Origin of the sequence: Streptomyces sp. SLBN-118, assembly GCF_006715635.1 — a bacterium.
Classification (GTDB): Bacteria; Actinomycetota; Actinomycetes; order Streptomycetales; family Streptomycetaceae; genus Streptomyces.
Genome location: NZ_VFNP01000002.1, coordinates 769,516 through 788,058, shown reverse-complemented (window position 1 = coordinate 788,058; position 18,543 = coordinate 769,516). Strand labels below are relative to the sequence as shown.

The following is an 18,543-nucleotide window of genomic DNA, read 5'->3' as shown; positions in this document are numbered from 1 at the left end:
GGCGTCAGTCGCCGTCCAGACACAGGACCGGGATCCGCTGCACCAGATTGTTGGCGAACCCGCCGCGGTTCCAGGGCTGGGTGAGGGGCTGCGTACGTCCGTCGGCGTCGGTTGCGCGCACGCTCAGCACATGGCTGCCCGGCGTCGCGGTCCAGGCCGTATGCCAGTGCCGCCATGCCCAGTCGTGTCCGTCCGCCGGGTCCAGCGCGGCCCTGCTCCAGGAGCCGCCGTCGTCGGTGCTGACCTCCACCCGGGTCACCGGGGCGTGACCGGACCAGGCGCGACCCTCCAGCGGCACTTCGCCGGGGCGTACGACACGGGCCCGGGACATGAAGTCGGGGAAGCCCGGCGGGATCATCAGCGCACGCGGGGCGATCTTGTCGACGGGTTCGCCGGGCTCGTCGGAAGACTGCCGCAGGCGGTACGCCACCGCCTGCTGGAATCCGGTGAACGGGGTGTCGGTCAGCTCGATGTCGCGCAGCCACTTCACATGCGCCATGCCGTACCACCCGGGGACGATCAGCCGCAGGGGACTGCCGTACTGCGGCGGCAGGGGAAGGCCGTTCATCTCGTACGCGACCAGCACCTCGCGATCCTCGCCCAGGGCCAGTGCCAGCGGCAGGCTGCGCCGGTAGTCCTGCTCGACGCCGCGCTCGACACCGTGGTCGGCCCCGGTGAAGACCGCCTCGACGGCATCGGGTTCCACTCCGGCCTCGGCGAGCAGCGTACGCAGTGGCACCCCGGTCCACTCGGCGGTTCCGACGGCCTCGACCAGCCAGGGCTGGCTCACGGGCCGTGGATCGAGGCGGGCCCTGCCGTTTCCGGCGCATTCCATCGTCACGCGGTGGGTGGCGGACGGAAACGATCTCAGCCTCGGCATGTCCAGGGTCAGAGGCGTGCGCACCCGGCCGCTCACGGTCAGTTTCCACTCGTCGGCGTCGGCGGCGGGGATGTCGTAGTGGACGAGCACATAGTGCAGTCCCGCGGGGGTGAGGTCATAGCGCAGGGCCTCCAGCAGAAGCCCGTGATTGCGCGTCGCGAGGGCGAGTTCGTCCAGGCCGATGCCCTCGCCGGACTCGGCGAGACGCCCGGGTGTGCTGAGGTCGGCGATGCGTCCGTCCATGACTTCATGGTGCTCTCCGGGACGGTCCCGGGCACCTTGCGGGGAACCGTGAGCACATCGCTCCGAGGTGCTCATGGGCTGCCTGTTGACGGGAATGCCCCAGCAAGCGTATAGCGGAGATAAAGGGCACATAAAGGCTTCTGAGTAGGAGGCAGCCCGCAATGACCACCCACCCGAGCATCGAGCAACACCCCGATCTGGCCGAGATGCGGTCCCGGTTCGAACGGGTGACCACGACCCCGCGTGCGCAGGCGATCGAGGCACTGGCCCTCCTGACGGGTCTGTACCTGGCCGCCTCGCCCTGGATAGTCGGGTTCAACGACCTGAGCACTCTGGCCGTCTGCAACCTGATCACCGGCGCCGCCTACTGCCTGTGCATGGGAGGTTTCGGCTCGGCCTACGAGCGGACTCACGCCATGGCATGGTGTGCCATCGCCATCGGAGCATGGACGATCATCGCTCCGTGGGTCGTGGCAGGCAGCGTCGACACGACCCGAACGATCGTCAGCAACGTCATTGTCGGAGCCGTGGCCCTACTGCTCGGCCTGGCCATGGCCGCCATGGACGTCCGCCGTCCAAGCCGCCTCCGTGCCCGTGGGGACGCGGCCATGTGATCCACGCGCTGAAGCGCACATTCCGACACGGAGGGACACGGTGGGGCGCGGCTGCCGCACCCCACCGTGCTGCCTGCGGCGGGCCGGACACCGGCGCGAGTTCCCGCCGCCCAAGGCGCCAACGGCGAACCGGAGTTGTGCCTTCTCCGGCAGGAGAGTCGGGAGAGCGCGGAGCCCGCGTTCGTCGCGGCACTGCAGCGTCTGCCGGGCATCCGGCGCGCGGTGCTCATTGTGCGCGACGTGCTGCAGCTCTCCGTCGCCGAGGTCCGTGGACGACGGCGCGGCGCAGGCCGGTCAGCCCAGCGCCTTGAGGAGCTCGACGGCCAGCGGGGCGGACGACGACGGGTTCTGGCCGGTGATGAGATTGCGGTCGGTGACCACGTGCGGGGCCCACGGCTCGCCCTCCTGGAAGTCCGCGCCGAGCTCCACGAGCCGGTTCTGGAGCAGCCACTTCGCCTTGTCCGCGAGGCCGGCCTGGGTCTCCTCGGCGTTGGTGAAGCCGGTCAGCCGGTAGCCCGCGAACGGCGATGTGCCGTCCTCGCGCCGCGCGGCGAGCAGCGCGGCCGGGCCGTGGCACACCACGCCGAGCGGCTTGCCGGAGTCCAGCACGGCGGTGAGGAGGGCGCCCGAGTCGGCGTTGACGGCCAGGTCCTCCATCGGGCCGTGCCCACCGGGGTAGAAGACCGCCGCGTAGTCGGCGAGGTCGACCTCGTCCAGCTTGACGGGGTGCTCCAGGACGGACATGTCGGCGAGCGCGGCCGAGACGGCGGCGGCGCCTTCCGGCCCGCCGTTCACCTCGGGGGCCAGGCTCGCAGCGTCCGCAGTGGGGACGACGCCGCCGGGGGTGGCGACCGTGACCTCGTGACCCGCGGCGGTGAGGGCCCGGTAGGGGGCCACGGCCTCCTCGGCCCAGTAGCCGGACGGGTGCCGGGTTCCGTCCGCCAGCGTCCAGTGGTCCGAGCCGGTCAGTACGAACAGGATCTTCGCCATCTCACATCTCTCCGCTTCGCTCTAGCTGACGTCCTCGAACCTAAATCGCCGGGCCATTCGGATCCAATAGGCTCACCACCATGAGCCATAGAGAATCCAATGGATCGGCGGGAATGCGGGAGGCCGCGTCGAACGCACCGCTCGATCTGACCCTGCTGCGGACCTTCCTCGCCGTCCACCGGGCGGGCTCATTCACCGCGGCCGCACGCTTTCTCGGTCTGTCCCAGCCCACCGTGACCACCCAGATCCGGTCCCTGGAACGGCAGTTGGGACGGGAGCTGTTCGCCCGGCTGCCCCGCGGTGTCACTCCGACGCCGGTCGCCGACGGGCTCGCCGCACGGATCGCGGCGCCCCTGGACGCCCTGGCCGCCGTCGCCGACCGCGGCCACCTCGACGAGACCGTCACCGCCGATCCGGTGCACCTCGCGGGTCCGGCCGAGCTCCTGTGCGTACGCGCCCTGCCCGCCCTCGCGACGCTGGTCGAGCAGGGCGTACGGCTCAGGGTCACGACCGGGCTGACCGACGACCTGCTCGACGGTCTGCGCCAGGGCCACTACGACCTGGTGATCTCCACCCACCGCCCGCGTGGCCGCACGCTCACCTCCGTACCGCTGGCGGACGAGGAGTTCGTGCTGGTCGCATCGCCGCTGTGGGCCGAGCGCATCGGCCCGGACGGGGACTGGCAGGACCGGGTGGCGGACGAGGGGCCCGCCGCCCTGCGCGGCGTCCCGCTGGTCACCTACGCGGAGGATCTCCCCATCGCCCGCCGTTACTGGCGCCATGTGTTCGAGACCCGCCTGAACGCGCAGGCCGCGCTGACTGTCCCCGATCTGCGCGGGGTGCTCTCGGCCGTCGCCGCGGGGGCCGGGATGAGCGTGCTGCCGCGCTACCTCTGCCAGGGCGAACTCACCGCCGGCGTGGTGGTGCCGCTGCTGGCGCCCGAGGATCCGCCCATCAACACCGGCTATCTCGTCCAGCGCCCGGGCGCCATGGACAACCCGCACCTCACGCTGGTGCGCGACCGGCTGCTGCGGGAGGCGCGCGGCTGGTGAGTGAGGTGCCGGTCAGCGATTTCCGCAGCAGCCGACTGCGGATGGAGGGATCATCGTGACAGCGGTCCGACGACAGCAAGGAGTACGACGCGTGTCCCCTCTCTTCCCCGCACTCTCCGAGAGGTCTGCGCTGCCGGCTCTCCGCTTCGGCGACCGGACGCTGACCCATGCCGAACTGGCCGCGGCCGGGGGCTCACTTGCCGCACGGCTGGCCGGCGCGCGGAGAGTCGCGGTGTGGGCGACGCCCGCACCGCAGACCGCGGTGGGTGTGGTCGCGGCGCTGCTCGCGGGCGTGCCCGCCGTACCGCTCAATCCGAAGACCGGCGAGCGCGAACTGGCGCACATCGTCGCCGACAGCGAGCCCTCACTGGTGCTGGCCGAGCCGGGGGCCGAACTGCCTGTGGCGCTCGCGGCCTTGCCGCGTACGGACGTGGAACTCACCGGACCGGAAACACCTCTGCCGCCCGAGCCGTCCCCGCAGGCGCCTGCCCTGATCGTCTACACCTCGGGCACCACCGGACCGCCCAAGGGCGCCGTCCTGCCGCGCCGGGCGATCACCTCGACACTGGACGCACTGGAGGACGCCTGGCAGTGGACCGCCGATGACGTGCTGGTGCACGGCTTGCCGCTGTTCCATGTCCACGGACTGATCCTCGGCATCCTGGGGCCGCTGCGCCGCGGTGGCGAGGTGAGGCACCTGGGCCGGTTCAGCACGCAGGGCGTGGCACGCGAACTGGCGTCGGGCGCCACGATGCTCTTCGGTGTACCGACGATGTATCACCGCATCGCCGAAGCCCTGCCGGGCGATCCACAGCTCGCGAAGGCCCTGGCCGGTGCCAGGCTGCTGGTCTCGGGATCGGCCCCGATGCCCGTGCACGACCATGAACGGATCGCCGCGGCGACCGGTCGGCGGGTCATCGAGCGCTACGGAATGACGGAGACTCTGATGAGCACTTCCGTACGCGCCGACGGTGAACCCCGTCCGGGGACAGTCGGTCTGCCCCTCAAGGGAGTTGAGTTCAGGCTGGTCGACGAGAGTGACGGAATCGGCGAGATCCAGGTGCGCGGGCCCAGCCTCTTCACGGAATATCTGAACCGGCCCAACGCGACCGAGGCCGCCTTCGACGACGGCTGGTTCCGTACGGGAGACATGGCGAGCGTCGATGCCGACGGCTATGTCCGGATCGTCGGCCGCAAGGCCACCGACCTCATCAAGAGCGGCGGCTACAAGATCGGCGCGGGCGAGATCGAGAACGCGCTGCTCGACCATCCCGGCGTCCGCGAGGCGGCCGTGACCGGCGAGCCCGACGCGGATCTGGGCGAGCGGATCGTCGCCTGGATCGTGCCGGCGGATCCGGCCGAGCCACCCGTCCCGGAAGAGCTGTCCGCGCATGTCGCGGCCCAACTCGCCCCGCACAAGCGCCCGCGCGAGGTCCGCTTCCTCGACACCCTGCCACGCAACGACATGGGCAAGATCATCAAGCGGGCTCTCCATGTCTGAGCGGCTCACGGCACGGGAGGCCATCGCCCGGGTGTCCTCCGCCTTCACCGAACTGCCCGCGCCGGAAGGCAGGTTCGCACCCGAAGGCCGGTCTGCGTCCGAAGGCAGGTCTGTGGCCGACGGGCCGATCGCCTGGCAGGGCTACGACGAGCAGCACTCCCGCGCCGAGCTGCGCACCGGTGAGCGGGAGTCGGCCATCTGTGGCACCGGCACGGTCGACGGCATCGAAGTGGTGCTGATCTCCTTCGAGTTCGGCTTCCTCGGCGGATCGCTGGGGGAGCGCACCGGCGACCGGTTGGAGGCGGCGTACACCCATGCGCGCGAGCGGCGGCTGCCCCTCGTCTCGCTGATCGCCACCGGCGGCAGCCGCATGCAGGAGGGCATGCGCGCACTGGTCCAACTCCAGCGGGTGGCACGGCAGTCCACGCTCACCCGCGCCGCGGGACTGCCCCAGATCGCGGTGGTGCGCGACCCGTCGACGGGCGGCGGCTGGGCCACCCTGGGCGCAGGCGCGGATGTCGTCCTGGCGCTGCCCGGGGCCCAGATCGGCTTCGCGGGCTCGCGGGTCCGCCCCGCGGACGCGGATCCGGCTGCGTACACGGCGGAGGCTCAGCTTGCTGCGGGCCATGTCGACGCGGTCGTAACCCAGGAGGAGCTGCGTCAGACGCTCGGGCGCTGGCTGACGCTGCTCACCGCCCCGTCCGACGCCCCTGCCCCGCCGCCGCACGCCCTCGGCCGCGCCGAACTCCCGGCCACCGGCTGGGAAGCCGTCCAGCATGCCCGCTCCGCCGACCGCCCGCGGGCGGCCGCCTATCTCGACGACTACTTCGAGACACGCGAGGCCATCAGCGGCGACCGCTCCGGAGGCGTCGACCCGGGCATGTTGTGCGGCTTCGGACTGCGCGAGGGACGGGCCATCGCCTACGCGGCCCAGTGCGGCACCGCGACACTCCCGGCCGGTTACCGGACCGCGGCCCGCCTCATCCGGCTCGCCGACCGTCTCGGCGTACCGGTGCTCACCCTGATCGACACTCCCGGCGCCGCCAATGACGCCGCGGCGGAACACGCGGGAGCGGGACCCGCGATCGCGGACGCCTTCGCGGCGGTGGCCGCCGCCCGTGTGCCGGTCACCACCCTCGTGATCGGCGAGGGCGGATCGGGCGGGGCGCTCGCGCTGGCCTCACCCGGCAACACCTGGGCCACACCGGACAGCTACTTCTCCGTCATCGCCCCGGAGCTCGCCGCGGCGATCCTCAAACGCGGGCCGGACCAGGCGCGCGCAACCGCCGAACAGCTCCGGTTGCGCCCGCAGGACCTGGTGGACCTGGGCATCGCCCGGGGTGTCGTATCCACCGGCTGACGGGGAGGTTGATCCGCTCGCCATCGCAGTGCCGCCTCCTTGCGCATACCCCGAGGGCGGAGGACTGGACCACTGCCTGGCATCGTTGTCAAGAGGGTTGCGCATGCCTATATGTGCGACTGGCGGTGTATTGGCGGCGCGTGCGCAGCCGGACCGGCGCGGGACACCCGGATAGCGCCCCCTGGGATGTCACGGAAAAGCGCATATGCCATACGGATGTCCCCGAGTTGAGGGGTGCGGAATAGGTCGCGGCCAGGTTAGTGCAATCCTGAATTAGTTGACGGTGGATCAACCGGACTGCTGTTTTCGATATGACTTGTTGGTGAGTAGGGTGTGCTCGCTGCCGTGGATCAATGGAAGGGATCCGGCTAAATTCTGCGTGGCCGGAATCTGTGCATGGGTGGTGCCGTCTGCAGGAGCGGGGAGGGGTTCATGACTGCTGGCTCGTTCGAGGGGCAGTATGTCTGGCATCCGGCTGCCGACGACCGCCAGTTGGCCCAGGCCTGCATCGACGTGAAGGCGGGCCGGTACCTGAGCGCGCACGAAGCCCTCCTGGACGCGCGCCACGATTTCGAAGTGCGGGCCCATCGCTCCCTGGTGCTGGCGTCCGAGGCGGCGGACTCCGATCTTGCCGAGCGGTGGCTGGACGAGGAGCCGGGCCCGGAGTCGGCACTGCTGTGGGCACGCGTGGCGATGCTCCGGGCCTTACGGATGGCCGATGCCCACGACCGCCGCGCCGGAACGCTCGTGGGGATAGCGCAGGCGGCCTGCGAACGGGCGGCGATGCTGCTGCCGGAAGACCCCACTCCATGGGTGGCACAACTGGCCCTGGCCCGCCTCAAACGCCCCCGGGATCCCGCCCCCAACGGCTTGCTGACCGCACCGCCCGGACCCTGGCAGCTGTTCGCCCACATCCTCCGGCTCGACCCCTGGCACCGCGAGGCGCACCATCGATTTCTGGCCTTCTTCTTCACCCGCCACGGCGGAACGGCAAGTGCGCGCTGGGACGTTGCCTCCTTCCTCAGTCACCGGGCCCCCGCCTCCTCCGCGTTGAGGCTGCTGCCGCTGGTCGCCCTCGTCGAGGACTACGACGCCTCGGCCCTGCTGGCCGACCGCACCTGGGAACAGCCCCAGTGGCTGACCGCCGCGAGGGGTAGTTACAACAACTGGTTCCCCACGGTGGCCGACTACCGCTTCACTCCCGTACTCGACCTCTCGTACCTGGCCCACGCGCTCTACATGTCCAAGCGCGAATTCGAGGCGCGGGAGGTCTTCACGGCGATGGGGCCCTATGCCTCTCGCATGCCCTGGAGTGCTTTCGGTGCCCCGGCCGAGCAGCTGACCCGAGCGAGACGCTCCTGCGGACTCCCCGTGCCCAATGCGGCCTGACATAGCTGCCTGAAATGTCCCTCAAATGAAGCCGATCAGTTCTCTCACCCCCAATGAGAAAGGCTGCGATTGTGTCCGAGCGTACGTCTGTCCTTCGCTCGAAAAACCGTCACGACGCGGAGTCGGTCGCCCTCGACGACGACGCGACACTGCACGCCATGGGCTATCCCCGGAAACTCACCCGCAGATTCCGGGCGTTCGACAATTTCGCCATCTCCTTCACCATCATCAATATCCTTTCGGGGATTTTCTCGGCGTTCGGCTTCGGCATGGGCGCAGGCGGGCCGCGGATCCTTGTGTTCGGCTGGATCGGCGTGTCCGTCATGGTGCTTTTCGTCGGAGCGGCGATGGGTGAAATCGCCTCCGCCTACCCGACCAGCGGCGCGTTGTACTTCTCCGCGGGCAAGCTGGCCAAGCGGCACCGCGGAGCCTGGTCCTGGTACACGGGCTGGCTGAACTTCGTCGGCCAGGTGGGCGGCACCGCCGCGACCGGTTACGCGGCGGCCACCTTCGTCCAGGCCTTCATAGTCATGCAGTGGCCGGGCTACGAGGTGACGTCGCAGCGCACGGTGCTCTTCACGGCGGTGATCCTGGTCCTCCAGGCGCTGGCCAACACGTACACGGTGCAACTGGTCGCCGCGCTCAACCGGATCTCCGTGTGGTGGCTGCTGATCGGCATGGTGGTGATCGTCGTCGCCCTGACCGTGAAACCGTCGCACCATCAGTCGGCCTCGTTCGTCACTCATTTCGCGAACAACACTGGTTTCACCAATGGCATCTACGCCGCAATGCTGGGTCTGCTCGTGACCAGCTGGACGTTCACCGGCTTCGACGGCAGTTTCCACATGTCGGAAGAGACCGTCAGGGCGACGGTCAACACGCCCAAGGGCATCATGCGGGCGATCTCCTACTCCGCGGGCGCCGGGCTGATCCTCATGCTCGCCCTGGTGTACGCGATCCACGATTACGCCGCCGAGGCGAGCGCCGCCGCGCCCCCGGTTCAGATTCTCGTCGACGCGCTGGGCATGGGGACGGCGAAGCTGCTTCTGCTGATCGTGATCGGCGCCATGCTCTTCTGCGGGCTCGCCAACATGACCAGCAATACGCGCCAGATCTTCGCCTTCTCCCGCGACGGGGCGATGCCCGGCTCCCGCTGGTGGCATTCGGTGTCCCTGCGGACCCGCACACCGGTCAATGCGGTGTGGCTCGCAGCGGCATGCTCCATGGCGCTGATCATTCCCGCCTGGTGGTCCCACACGGCCTTCACTGCCATTGTGAGCGTCAATGTCGTCGGGCTCTATCTCGCCTACGGCGTGCCGATCTTCCTGCGACTGCGGCTCGACGACTTCGAGCCGGGACCGTGGAACCTGGGGCGTTGGGGCAAGCCGGTGGGCGTGATCGCCGTGACCTGGATCGTCTTCAGCAGTGCGCTGTTCATGCTTCCCCAGGTCTCTCCGATCACCGGAACGACGTTCAACTACGCGCCGATCGCACTGGGAGTGGTGCTGCTCATCGCCACGGTGTGGTGGTTCGCCACTGCCCGCCGCCGCTTCCACGGGCCGGTCAGCTACGGCAGCCCGGACGAAGTGGCCGCCATGGACCTGATCTGACCGCAAGCACGACCACCCCCGAGGCCGCGCACCGCGGCCGCACCCGCCACCATCTGAAGGGACGGACAGACCGTATGAACCCCCTCGGCGAAGCCCCCCAGCCATCTGCCGCCGTCGAGCACACCGCCGGGACGACTCCCGGCGGCTTCGGCGGACTCACCGTCACCGCAGCCTCGTTGGAGGAATGGCACCAGGTGGCGGGGTGGGCCGCCGAGGAGGGGTGGAATCCGGGCCGCGGCGACGTGGCCTGTTTCCACCCCACCGATCCCGCGGGCTTCTTCGTCGGCCGCCTGGGCGACCGCACGCTTTCCGCCGTCTCGATCGTCAACTACTCGGAGGAGTACGCCTTCCTCGGCTACTACCTCGTCCACCCCGACCACCGCCGGCAGGGTCTGGGCCTCGCGACCTGGCGGGCCGCCTTCCCGCACGCCGGGACCCGCACGGTCGGGCTGGACGCCGTCCCGGAGCAGCAACCCACCTACATGCGCGCCGGGTTCAAGTCCGCCAACGACACCCTCCGCTACGGAGGCCGCCCCGAGCGGGCCGCAGCCCCGGCGCAGGACGTCGTGCCCGTCGGCGCGGCGCATCTCGACGCGATCGCGGCGTACGACCGGCAGTGCTTCCCCGCCGACCGCCGCGCCTTCGTCGCACGCTGGATCACCGCGGCGGGGCATGTCGCCTACGCCCGTCTGCGCGAGGGACGCATCAGTGGTTACGGAGTGATCCGGCCGGCCCGGGACGGCCACCGTATCGGGCCGCTCTTCGCCGACACGCCCGAGGACGCCGAGGCGCTCTTCGACACCCTCACCGCGCATCTCGGGCCCGAGGACGAGGTCTCGATCGACATCCCCGAACCTCAGCACGCTGCGGCCGCCCTGGCCACGGCGCGCGGCCTGGAAGCGCGCTCTCACACGGTGCGCATGTACACGGGGCCGGTCCCCGAGATCCGGGCGGAGCGCACCTTCGGCGTCACGACGCTCGAACTCGGGTAGGGCGTGTTTTAGAAGTAGCGCCGTCCGCCCGCGGGCAGGCGAGACTTCTAAGACACGCCCGAGCCGCGCAGGGTGGTTGAACCCTGCGGGGCCGCGAGGTCAGAGCCCTGGTGCGAGCGTGGAAGAGGAGGCCGCGTCGGGCTGCGAGGCCGATGAGCCGCTGGGCGACTCAGGGGACGACGCGCCCGACTCCGGTTGTTCCGACGACGGCGGCTCCGAGGAAGGCGGCTCCGACGACGGCGGCTCCGAGGACGGGGACTCGGGCGACGGGGGCTTCGAGGAAGGCGAGGTCGGGGGGCAGGGGCTGCTCGACCCGGGGGAGGGGTGTCCCGTGGGCGGGCAGGGCGACGGCGAGGTGGGCGGCAGTGTCACCGGCGCCGGGACCTTCTTGTCGTGGCGTCCGTGGTCACCGGACTTCCGCTCGAACCAGTCCCCCCGGCGCGGGTCGTAGACGACAAAGACATTGATCACCGTGACGGAGGGCTGCACCTGCACCACCTTCGTGGTCCGGAAGCCGGACCACGTGGGGCCCGTCAGCCGGGCGTCGCCCTGCACCTTTTTCGGCTCCTGGAGCGGATTGCCGCATGCGCAGCGCACTCGCGGAACGCCGTGGTCGTCGACGAGGACGGCCGTCCCCGCCTGCAGTACCGACTGATAGCTGGTGGGGCCGCCGTCCTTGTAACCGTGGTTGGTGACCCGGGTGTCATAGCTCAGCCGGAGTGGGGTCAGCGAGCGCAGATAGCGGGGCACCTGGTCGGGGCTGATGCCCAGGACCGAGGCGAACGCACTGTTCTTGGCCGGAGCCGCGGCGAGATAGCTGATCTGTTTCTCCACGTTGCAGCTGGCCGTCTTCCGTGTCCCGCCGTAGACGCCTGCGTCCGAGCCGGTCACCTTTCCCTCCGGCGGGGCGAGCGGATCCTTGGGAGGGGGCTCCTTGTCCGCCGACGACGGCGTGTACGGGTCCTCGCCCGCCGCGTTGACGGGGTCCCTGACGATCTCCCCGGCGGCGGCGGTGCCGCCTCCTCCGGGGCGCGTCAGGACAAGGGTCAGCGCCACGACGGCGACCAGTACGGCTGCGACCGTCGCGATGCGCGGAACGGACCGCCACCAGGGGCGCTCGGGCTCCGGGCCCGGCCCCTGCGCCTGCCCGCCGCCTCCTCCGGGTCCGCCCGGTCCACCGCCACCACCACCGGTCGGGGGTCCCGGGGGAGTTCCGGGCGGTGGCGTGGGAGTTTGCTGCGTCGGGCCCGAGAGGGGGCCGGACGGGGGTCCTGTGGGGCGGTCGGACGACGGCGGCTGGGCGCTCACGGGCCCTTCCTTCCAGCGTAGGAATATCCGGCGGGGGAGTGCTTCGGCGCCGGAAACTCGACACAGGAATGCCAGCGAATGCGGGCATGGACAAAACGCCCACTCTCATGCATACCGAGCCCATTGTGTGCTCAACACCGGCACGGCCCGCAAGCCGACGCGGTCGGCCCAGCACAGCGGGCGCCGCCCCGCGGCCCTGCTTAGCGTGGCAGCGTGAGCTTCCAGGAAACGGGCTGTCGCAGCCGTACGACGCGTGCCTCCCCGGGCTGGGGCGACGCCCTGGTTGCGGTGCTCGCAGGGGTGATCGCCCTCTTCGCAACCGCCGCGCTCGGCCTGTGGGCCGCCGGCGCCGCCGACCTTCCCGGAAACGCCTTCGCGAGCGTCGTCGCTGCCGTCGCCGTCATGGCCGTCGGCGGCACCGTGGATCTCTCGGGAGACGCCGGATTCATCGCCGAAACCAAGGCCGACCTCAACGTTCTGCCACTGTCGGTCACCCTCGCCGGGGCTCTGGTCATCGCCGCCGGCTTTCTGCGTCCCCTGCGCAACCGTGCCGTCGCCGGTACCCGTGAACTCGTGGGCTGGGCCGCCCGTTTGGCGGTGCTGTGGGCCCTGGCGCTCATCGGCCTCGCGGTCCTGGCCCGCCACACGTTCGACATCCCGCTCGGCGAAGGAACCATCGGTGACATCGGCGATCTGCTGGACGCCTCGCCCCAGGTCGGGTTCCGCGCCGACATCCCGCTCACGCTCGTCCTCGGACTGGTCTGGCTCGCGGGCCTCCTCGTCCTCGCCCTGCTCGTGTCACGCAAGGCCCCGCTCCCCGCCCGGCTGGTGCGTTTCCAGGAGTCGGTGCGCCCGGCCGCCTTCGCCATGGTCGTGCTGCTCCTCGCCTACGTCGTCGTCGGCGTGGTCATCGGCCTCGTCGTCGCCGCCACTCGCGGCCACGCCGCCGAGACCTTCGCCGTGATCCTGCTCGGACTGCCCAACCTCGTCTGGCTCGCCCTCACCCTGGGTCTCGGCGCCTCGTGGGAGGGAAGGGTCGAGGGCCCCTTCGGGCTGCCCATGCCGCAGGTGCTCGACTCGGTTCTCCGTACGCCCGAGAACTCCACGCTCAATGTCGACTCGCTCTCCGACTACGACGGGCGGGCGTGGTGGCTCGTCGTCGTGGCCGCGGTCATGCTGCTGGGCGCTGCGTTCGTGATGGCCGTGCGTTCACCGGCCCGGATGCGGGCCTGGCAGCACGCCGTGCACATGGCCGTGGGGCTCACCCTCACGGTGCTGACCATCTGCCTGGTCGTCCCGGTCGACGCTCGCTACGGCCTGTCCCTGCTCGGCATCGGCGACCTCGGCGGCGGACTGGCCGGAGTGGTGAGGCTGGAGCCGCAGTTGTGGACCGCGCTCGGCCTGGCCGTCGTGTGGGGGCTGGTCACCGGCTTTCTCGGCAGTCTGCTCGCCTCCCGCGTGCATCGCAGGGGCGAGATCTGATCCGCCGGCCGGGCGGCCGTCACCCGTCGGGCCCGAGCCCGGGGAACGCCGGCCTCGCCCATTGCGGCGGCAGAGGCGGCGGACCGGGTTCCTGAACTCCTTTGGCCGCGCCCACATCCACCTTCGTCGGCGGGTGGCCACCGCCCGCCTGCGCCACGGTGCCGGCGAGGCGCAGCGCGGACACGAACGCCAGGCAGCTGTCGTACCGCTCGTCGGGCGACTTGGCGAGAGCCCGCGCCAGTACGGCGTCGACGGCGGCCGGGAGATCGGGGCGCTGTTCGGTCAGCGGCGGCGGCGGGTCGTACTGGTGGGCCCACAGCAGCGCCATGTCGTCGTCGCGCTGGAAGGGCGGGGCGCCCGCCATCATCTCGTGGACGACACAGGCCAGGCTGTAGACATCGCACCGGCCGTCCACCGGACGGCCCGAGATCTGCTCCGGGGCCACATAGTCGAGGGTCCCGACGAACTGGCCGACCGTCGTGAACCCGGTCAGCGACAGCGACTTCTTCGTCAGCCCGAAGTCGGTGAGGTAGACATGCTCGGGGTGGTCGCTGTCCGTGCCCGCCGCGACCAGGATGTTGCCCGGTTTGACGTCACGGTGCACCAGATCGTGGTCGTGGGCGGCGTCGAGCGCGGACGCCACCTGTGCGGCTATCCGGCCGGCCGCATGCACCGAGAGCGGACCCTTGCGATCCAGGAGAGCGCGCAGATCCTGTCCGGCGACATAGCGCATGGCGATGTAGAGAATGCCGTCGGTCTCACCGGCCTCGAAGACCGGCACGATGTGCGGGTGGTCGATGGCGGCGGCGACCCGTGACTCGTGCGTGAAGCGCTTGCGGAAGGTGTCGTTGCGGGCGAGTTCGGGGGCGAGCAGTTTCAGCGCGACCGTGCGGTCGAGCCGCAGGTCCTTGGCGCGGTAGACGACCGCCATGCCACCGCGGCCGATCTCGCTCTCGACGAGATAGCCCGCGATCTGCTTTCCGATCAGCTCCGAGGGCCTTCCCGTGGGCAGGCCGGTGTCACGCGGGGCACCGGCCATCAGGGCTCACCGGGCCGCGTGGGCGGATGGCCGGGAGAGCCCCCGGCGGGCGGCACCTCACGGGTCTGGTCCACCTCGTCCCGGCCGACCACCCGCGTCGGTTCCGCAGGCGCCGCGGTACCGGTCCCCGACGGCGATGCCCCGGCCGCGGGCCCCGAGGGCGTCGCGTAGGTCCGAAGCCGCGTCCCGTCGCAGTAGACCCACCGCTCGTGCTCGGCGTCGTACAGCCAGACCGACTCGCCGTCCACGACCATCCCCACCCGCAGCCCCCGCGTCCGGCGGTGGAATGTCCCGCCGTCCGTCCGCCCGGCCGCCAGGTCCTCCGCCGCGCTGCGGTACTGGCCCAGGGTCTCCTCGACACGCGCCATCAACGGCCGCGGATCCGCCGTACGGGCCATCGGCCGTCCGGCCGCCGGGGGTTCCTGCGGTACGGAGACCAGCAGACGGCCGTCCACCCACGCCGACCAGCCGTTCGCGCACAGAATCTGCCCCCAGTCCCCGCGCCGCTCCAGCAGTTGCACCGGCAGCAGCGGGTCCAGTGGCTCGGTCGGCCGGGACACGTCGGGAGCCTCCCAGGCGGGCAGCCCGTCCTGGGGGACGACATGTGTCGGTCGGAAGTCCTCGATCGTCATCTCTGATCCCGCCCCTACTTCCGCATGATGGCGGGTTCATGGCGGCGCAGCAGCTTCGCGACCGCGTATCCGAAGACGACCGAGAGCACCACCATCATGCCCATGTTGAGCAGCCACACCGCGGTGTCGTGCTTGAAGAGCGGATCGGCCGTCAGCTCGCCCGGGACGATCCGGGACAACCCGATCGTTCCCGCCATCGCCCCCAGCGCCCACCGGGAGGGCACCAGCCACGCCAGCTGCTCGATCCCGGGAACCCCGTCCAGCTTCAACAGCGCGCCACAGAACACGACCTGGACGATGGCGAGGAGCACCAGGAGCGGCATGGTGACCTCCTCCTTGCGCACCAGGGCGGAGACCAGCAGGCCGAGCATCATCGCGGTGAAGGACAGCATTGCCACGGCCAGGGTGATCTCCACCAGCGGTGGCATCAGTACCCCTTCACCGCCCGGGGCGGAGAGATCGACGCCGACCAGCCCGACCAGCGTCAGGACGACGGCCTGCAGCACGGTGATCGTGCCGAGCACGACGACCTTGGACATCAGATACGCGGATCTGGACAGCCCGACGGCGCGTTCCCGCTGGTAGATCACGCGTTCCTTGACCAGCTCCCGTACGGCATTGGCCGCGCCGGTCAGTACCCCGCCCACGCACAGGAGCAGCAGCGCGTTCATCGCCGTCTCGCGGGTCAGCGTGCTGCCGGCCAGGGCACGGGTCATCGCGCCCATCACGAAGGGCAGCGCGATCATGATGATCAGGAAGGTCCGGTCGGCGCCGAGCGCGGCCGCGTACCGGCGCACCAGGGTCCGCAGCTGCGCCCCCCAGCTCTGTGCCTTCGGCGGCGGCGAGACATGGGCGGCCGCCTCGCCCGGCGGCAGCACCGGCTGTGCCATGGAGTTGGTGATGTACTGCCGGTGGAAGGGCGACTCGCGGTACGTACCCGCCCAGTCCCGGTCCCGGTCGTTCTCGAAGGCCTCGAACGCCTCCGGCCACGCCTCGAAGCCGAAGAAGGCGAGTGCGTCGTCCGGTGGCCCGTAGTAGGCGATCCGGCCGCCGGGCGCGAGCACCAGTAGCCGGTCGCAGACGTCCAGGCTGAGGACACTGTGCGTGACGACGATGACGGTGCGGCCGTCGTCCGCGAGGCCGCGGAGCATCCGCATGACCGAGCGGTCCATGCCGGGGTCGAGTCCGGACGTCGGCTCGTCGAGGAAGAGGAGCGAGGGCTTGGTCAGCAGCTCGAGAGCCACACTGACCCGCTTGCGCTGGCCGCCGGACAGACTGTGGATCGGCTGGCCGACGCGTTGCTCCAGCCCCAGCTCACGCACCACCTCGGCCACCCTGGCCTGTCGTTCGGCCTTCGCGGTGTCCTGCGGAAAGCGCAGTTCGGCCGCGTAAGCCAGGGCCCGGCGCACAGCGAGCTGCGCGTGCAGGATGTCGTCCTGCGGTACGAGTCCGATGCGCTGGCGCAACTCCGCGTAGTCGCGGTACAGGTCGCGTCCGTCGTACAGGACGGTGCCCCGGTCGGCGGGCCGGAGCCCGGTGAGCGCGTTGAGCAGCGTGGACTTGCCGGCTCCGCTGGGGCCCACCACGGCGAGCAGGCACTTCTCGCCCACCGGAAACGACACGTGGTCCAGGAGTGTCTTGCGGCCCCGGTCCACCGACACCGCCAGGTCCTGCACGTCGAGCGAGACCTCGCCGGTGTCGACGTACTCCTGCAGCTCGTCGCCGACGAGACAGAAGGCCGAGTGGCCGATGCCGACGATGTCCCCGGGCAGAACCGCCGCGCGGTCGACCGGCTGGCCGTTGAGGTAGGTGCCGTTGTGCGAGCCGAGGTCGACGATCTCGTACGTTCCGTCCGGATGCGCCTGCAGCTCCGCGTGCCGGCGCGAGACGATCAGATCGTCGATGACCAGCTCGTTGTCGGGACCACGCCCGATGCGGACCGTGCGTACCGGCAGCGGCCGTACGGTGGTCGGCTGCCGGAACGTGCCGGTAGCGAACGGCATGGACACCTGGGACGGGCGGTCGGGCTCCCGCACTACGGCGGCCGGGGGCTCCCGGCCGATCAGCAGGGCACGCGGCCCGTCCGAGGGATTGCCGAACCGGATGACGCTGCCTGGGCCGACGCCCCATTGGTGGATCCGGCGGCCGTCGGTGTACGTACCGTTGGTGCTGTCCTCGTCCTCGATCGTCCAGTGCCCGTCGTCGGCCCGCAGCACCGCGTGGTGCCAGGACACCCGGGCATCGTCGATGACGATGTCGCTCGAGGGGTCGCGCCCGACGTGGTAGTCCCGGCTCGGACTCATCACCGTGGAGCCCGCGTCGGTTTCGAGGACGAGTTCGGGCGCAGTCGGCGCGACAGGCCGATCTCCCATGGTCGAATTCTAACGATTGGTCCACATATGCGCCCGCCCGGGATCCCTCGCCCCCGATCTGCGCCCGGTCAGGCAGCGCGGGGGCGGGACTGGTACAGCCGCGTGTAGTAGCGGCCTTCGGTCTCCAGACCGGCCGGGTCGTAACCCGCCAGCCGGGTCTGCTCGACGGCATTGCGCTGTTCCGCCGGACCGGTGAACAGCCGCTGCGGATAGGTCTGCGCCGGGTCGGTCTCGCTGACCAGGCCGAAATCGGCCAGAGCGGCGATCACCGGCTCGTAGTCGACCGTCCGCAGGACGAATGCGGTGACCCAGAGCGGGACCTCGGCACACTCCAGGAGCGCTTCGAAGGTGCGACGGGTAATGTACCCGATGCCTCCGGTGACCGTGATCAGTCCGGTGCCCGCGACGGCACGCCTCAGCCGGGAACTGGGTGCCTGCTGCTCCAGGTTCTCGGCGTAGCCCTCGTCGAGCAGGCCGACGGCCAGGGCATAGCGCACTGCCTGGTCCGCGGAGTCGAGACCGATCGCAGGAGTTGCGTCCTCGCGGCGTCGCGAGGCGTAGAACTCCTTGTCCAGATCGATGAGTTCCGCGGTGGTGAGGGATTGCGCCTCGGGGTTCGTGTAGTGCGCGTACAGCTCGGTGAGCGTGAGGTCGTGGTTGAGGAGCGCCGCGTTGATGCCGTACGAGCAGCACAGATCGAGGACCGTGACGGGGCCGGTGTCCCCCGCCGCGGCCCGGTCGGCCCGGGCCCTGCGGAACACGTTCTGGCCATGGTGAGGTATCTCGTACTCCAGCGGCGCGAGCCGGCCGAAGTAGGCGCGCGGATCCGGCTGGTTGTAGATGTCGTCGAAGCGGCTCTTGCCGGGTGTGGTGGTGCTCGTCCGTCCTCGGTTCATGCGGCAAACCTCCGCTGTTGTGGATCAGCCCTGCGCCCAGGAACGTCTATCCGACGTCCGGTGTGGGCTGGTAGGGCGCGGGGCTGGAACCGGCCACCTGCGCGGTTCTACGGATCTTCTGCCGTTCCACTCGGTTTGTGGCTCGTAGTGAACGCTACGCCGGGCGACGTCGTACTACACGGC

At 70.4% G+C, this 18,543-nt stretch carries 15 protein-coding genes; 8 read left to right on the top strand and 7 right to left on the bottom strand.

Annotation, left to right across the window (positions count from 1 at the left end; all coding sequences use genetic code 11):
* Positions 1-4: 4 nt before the first annotated feature.
* On the bottom strand, positions 5-1,123 hold the full coding sequence (locus FBY35_RS22070; protein WP_142215728.1) for a sulfite oxidase: 1,119 nt from the start codon (positions 1,121-1,123) through the stop codon (positions 5-7).
* A 161-nt stretch (positions 1,124-1,284) separates the two neighbouring features.
* On the opposite strand from FBY35_RS22070, the gene FBY35_RS22065 reads away from it, so the two are divergent.
* Positions 1,285-1,737: an SPW repeat protein gene (locus FBY35_RS22065; RefSeq protein ID WP_142215727.1), complete on the top strand. Its 453-nt coding sequence runs from the start codon at positions 1,285-1,287 to the stop codon at positions 1,735-1,737.
* Between the two features lie 294 nt (positions 1,738-2,031).
* Here FBY35_RS22065 and FBY35_RS22060 read toward each other — a convergent pair whose 3' ends face one another.
* On the bottom strand, positions 2,032-2,727 hold the full coding sequence (locus FBY35_RS22060) for a type 1 glutamine amidotransferase domain-containing protein (protein ID WP_142215726.1): 696 nt from the start codon (positions 2,725-2,727) through the stop codon (positions 2,032-2,034).
* A gap of 80 nt (positions 2,728-2,807) precedes the next feature.
* Between FBY35_RS22060 and FBY35_RS22055 the strand changes: the two genes are divergently transcribed.
* The 6 genes from FBY35_RS22055 (at position 2,808) to FBY35_RS22030 (ending at position 10,631) form a co-directional block, all read left to right on the top strand.
* A complete protein-coding gene (locus FBY35_RS22055) occupies positions 2,808-3,779 on the top strand; it encodes a LysR family transcriptional regulator (protein ID WP_142215725.1) in 972 nt (323 codons plus the stop codon).
* A 91-nt stretch (positions 3,780-3,870) separates the two neighbouring features.
* The gene (locus tag FBY35_RS22050; protein WP_142215724.1) at positions 3,871-5,280 is read left to right on the top strand and encodes an acyl-CoA synthetase; all 1,410 of its coding nucleotides are present in this window, start codon (positions 3,871-3,873) and stop codon (positions 5,278-5,280) included.
* A complete protein-coding gene (locus tag FBY35_RS22045; RefSeq protein WP_142215723.1) occupies positions 5,273-6,640 on the top strand; it encodes a carboxyl transferase domain-containing protein in 1,368 nt (455 codons plus the stop codon). Before FBY35_RS22050 ends, FBY35_RS22045 begins: the two co-directional genes overlap by 8 nt.
* Before the next feature lie 432 nt (positions 6,641-7,072).
* Positions 7,073-8,029: a hypothetical protein gene (locus tag FBY35_RS22040; protein WP_142215722.1), complete on the top strand. Its 957-nt coding sequence runs from the start codon at positions 7,073-7,075 to the stop codon at positions 8,027-8,029.
* Between the two features lie 71 nt (positions 8,030-8,100).
* Entirely contained in the window at positions 8,101-9,639 is a 1,539-nt protein-coding gene (locus tag FBY35_RS22035; RefSeq protein ID WP_142215721.1) for an amino acid permease, read from the top strand.
* A gap of 74 nt (positions 9,640-9,713) precedes the next feature.
* Positions 9,714-10,631 carry a GNAT family N-acetyltransferase gene (locus tag FBY35_RS22030; RefSeq protein ID WP_160159312.1) on the top strand — a complete coding sequence of 306 codons (918 nt, stop codon included), beginning with the start codon at positions 9,714-9,716 and terminating at the stop codon, positions 10,629-10,631.
* Between the two features lie 99 nt (positions 10,632-10,730).
* Here FBY35_RS22030 and FBY35_RS22025 read toward each other — a convergent pair whose 3' ends face one another.
* On the bottom strand, positions 10,731-11,939 hold the full coding sequence (locus FBY35_RS22025) for a DUF6777 domain-containing protein (protein WP_186357032.1): 1,209 nt from the start codon (positions 11,937-11,939) through the stop codon (positions 10,731-10,733).
* Positions 11,940-12,152: 213 nt separating this feature from the next.
* Here FBY35_RS22025 and FBY35_RS22015 point away from each other — a divergent pair, with 213 nt between their 5' ends.
* Complete coding sequence (locus tag FBY35_RS22015; RefSeq protein ID WP_142215720.1) at positions 12,153-13,421, top strand: streptophobe family protein; 1,269 nt, start codon at positions 12,153-12,155, stop codon at positions 13,419-13,421.
* Between the two features lie 19 nt (positions 13,422-13,440).
* Here FBY35_RS22015 and FBY35_RS22010 read toward each other — a convergent pair whose 3' ends face one another.
* The 4 genes from FBY35_RS22010 to FBY35_RS21995 all read right to left on the bottom strand — a co-directional run bounded on the left by FBY35_RS22010 (position 13,441) and on the right by FBY35_RS21995 (position 18,360).
* The gene (locus FBY35_RS22010) at positions 13,441-14,460 is read right to left on the bottom strand and encodes a serine/threonine-protein kinase (protein WP_142215719.1); all 1,020 of its coding nucleotides are present in this window, start codon (positions 14,458-14,460) and stop codon (positions 13,441-13,443) included.
* Complete coding sequence (locus FBY35_RS22005; RefSeq protein ID WP_260848780.1) at positions 14,460-15,092, bottom strand: hypothetical protein; 633 nt, start codon at positions 15,090-15,092, stop codon at positions 14,460-14,462. The genes FBY35_RS22010 and FBY35_RS22005 overlap by 1 nt, the downstream gene beginning before the upstream one ends.
* 14 nt (positions 15,093-15,106) lie before the next feature.
* Positions 15,107-17,464, bottom strand: a complete 2,358-nt coding sequence (locus FBY35_RS22000; protein ID WP_142215718.1) for an FHA domain-containing protein — start codon at positions 17,462-17,464, stop codon at positions 15,107-15,109.
* 68 nt (positions 17,465-17,532) lie between these two features.
* Positions 17,533-18,360, bottom strand: coding sequence for a hypothetical protein (locus tag FBY35_RS21995; protein ID WP_142215717.1), 828 nt, complete (start codon positions 18,358-18,360; stop codon positions 17,533-17,535).
* Between the last annotated feature and the right edge of the window lie 183 nt (positions 18,361-18,543).

What these genes read in the sequence shown, in the direction of transcription:
- FBY35_RS22010 (WP_142215719.1), bottom strand. Translation starts at nt 14,460, where the DNA reads ATGGCCGGTGCCCCGCGTGACACCGGCCTGCCCACGGGAAGGCCCTCG.
- FBY35_RS22065 (WP_142215727.1), top strand. Translation starts at nt 1,285, where the DNA reads ATGACCACCCACCCGAGCATCGAGCAACACCCCGATCTGGCCGAGATG.
- FBY35_RS22060 (WP_142215726.1), bottom strand. Translation starts at nt 2,727, where the DNA reads ATGGCGAAGATCCTGTTCGTACTGACCGGCTCGGACCACTGGACGCTG.
- FBY35_RS21995 (WP_142215717.1), bottom strand. Translation starts at nt 18,360, where the DNA reads ATGAACCGAGGACGGACGAGCACCACCACACCCGGCAAGAGCCGCTTC.
- FBY35_RS22070 (WP_142215728.1), bottom strand. Translation starts at nt 1,123, where the DNA reads ATGGACGGACGCATCGCCGACCTCAGCACACCCGGGCGTCTCGCCGAG.
- FBY35_RS22055 (WP_142215725.1), top strand. Translation starts at nt 2,808, where the DNA reads ATGAGCCATAGAGAATCCAATGGATCGGCGGGAATGCGGGAGGCCGCG.
- FBY35_RS22000 (WP_142215718.1), bottom strand. Translation starts at nt 17,464, where the DNA reads ATGGGAGATCGGCCTGTCGCGCCGACTGCGCCCGAACTCGTCCTCGAA.
- FBY35_RS22045 (WP_142215723.1), top strand. Translation starts at nt 5,273, where the DNA reads ATGTCTGAGCGGCTCACGGCACGGGAGGCCATCGCCCGGGTGTCCTCC.
- FBY35_RS22040 (WP_142215722.1), top strand. Translation starts at nt 7,073, where the DNA reads ATGACTGCTGGCTCGTTCGAGGGGCAGTATGTCTGGCATCCGGCTGCC.
- FBY35_RS22005 (WP_260848780.1), bottom strand. Translation starts at nt 15,092, where the DNA reads ATGACGATCGAGGACTTCCGACCGACACATGTCGTCCCCCAGGACGGG.
- FBY35_RS22030 (WP_160159312.1), top strand. Translation starts at nt 9,714, where the DNA reads ATGAACCCCCTCGGCGAAGCCCCCCAGCCATCTGCCGCCGTCGAGCAC.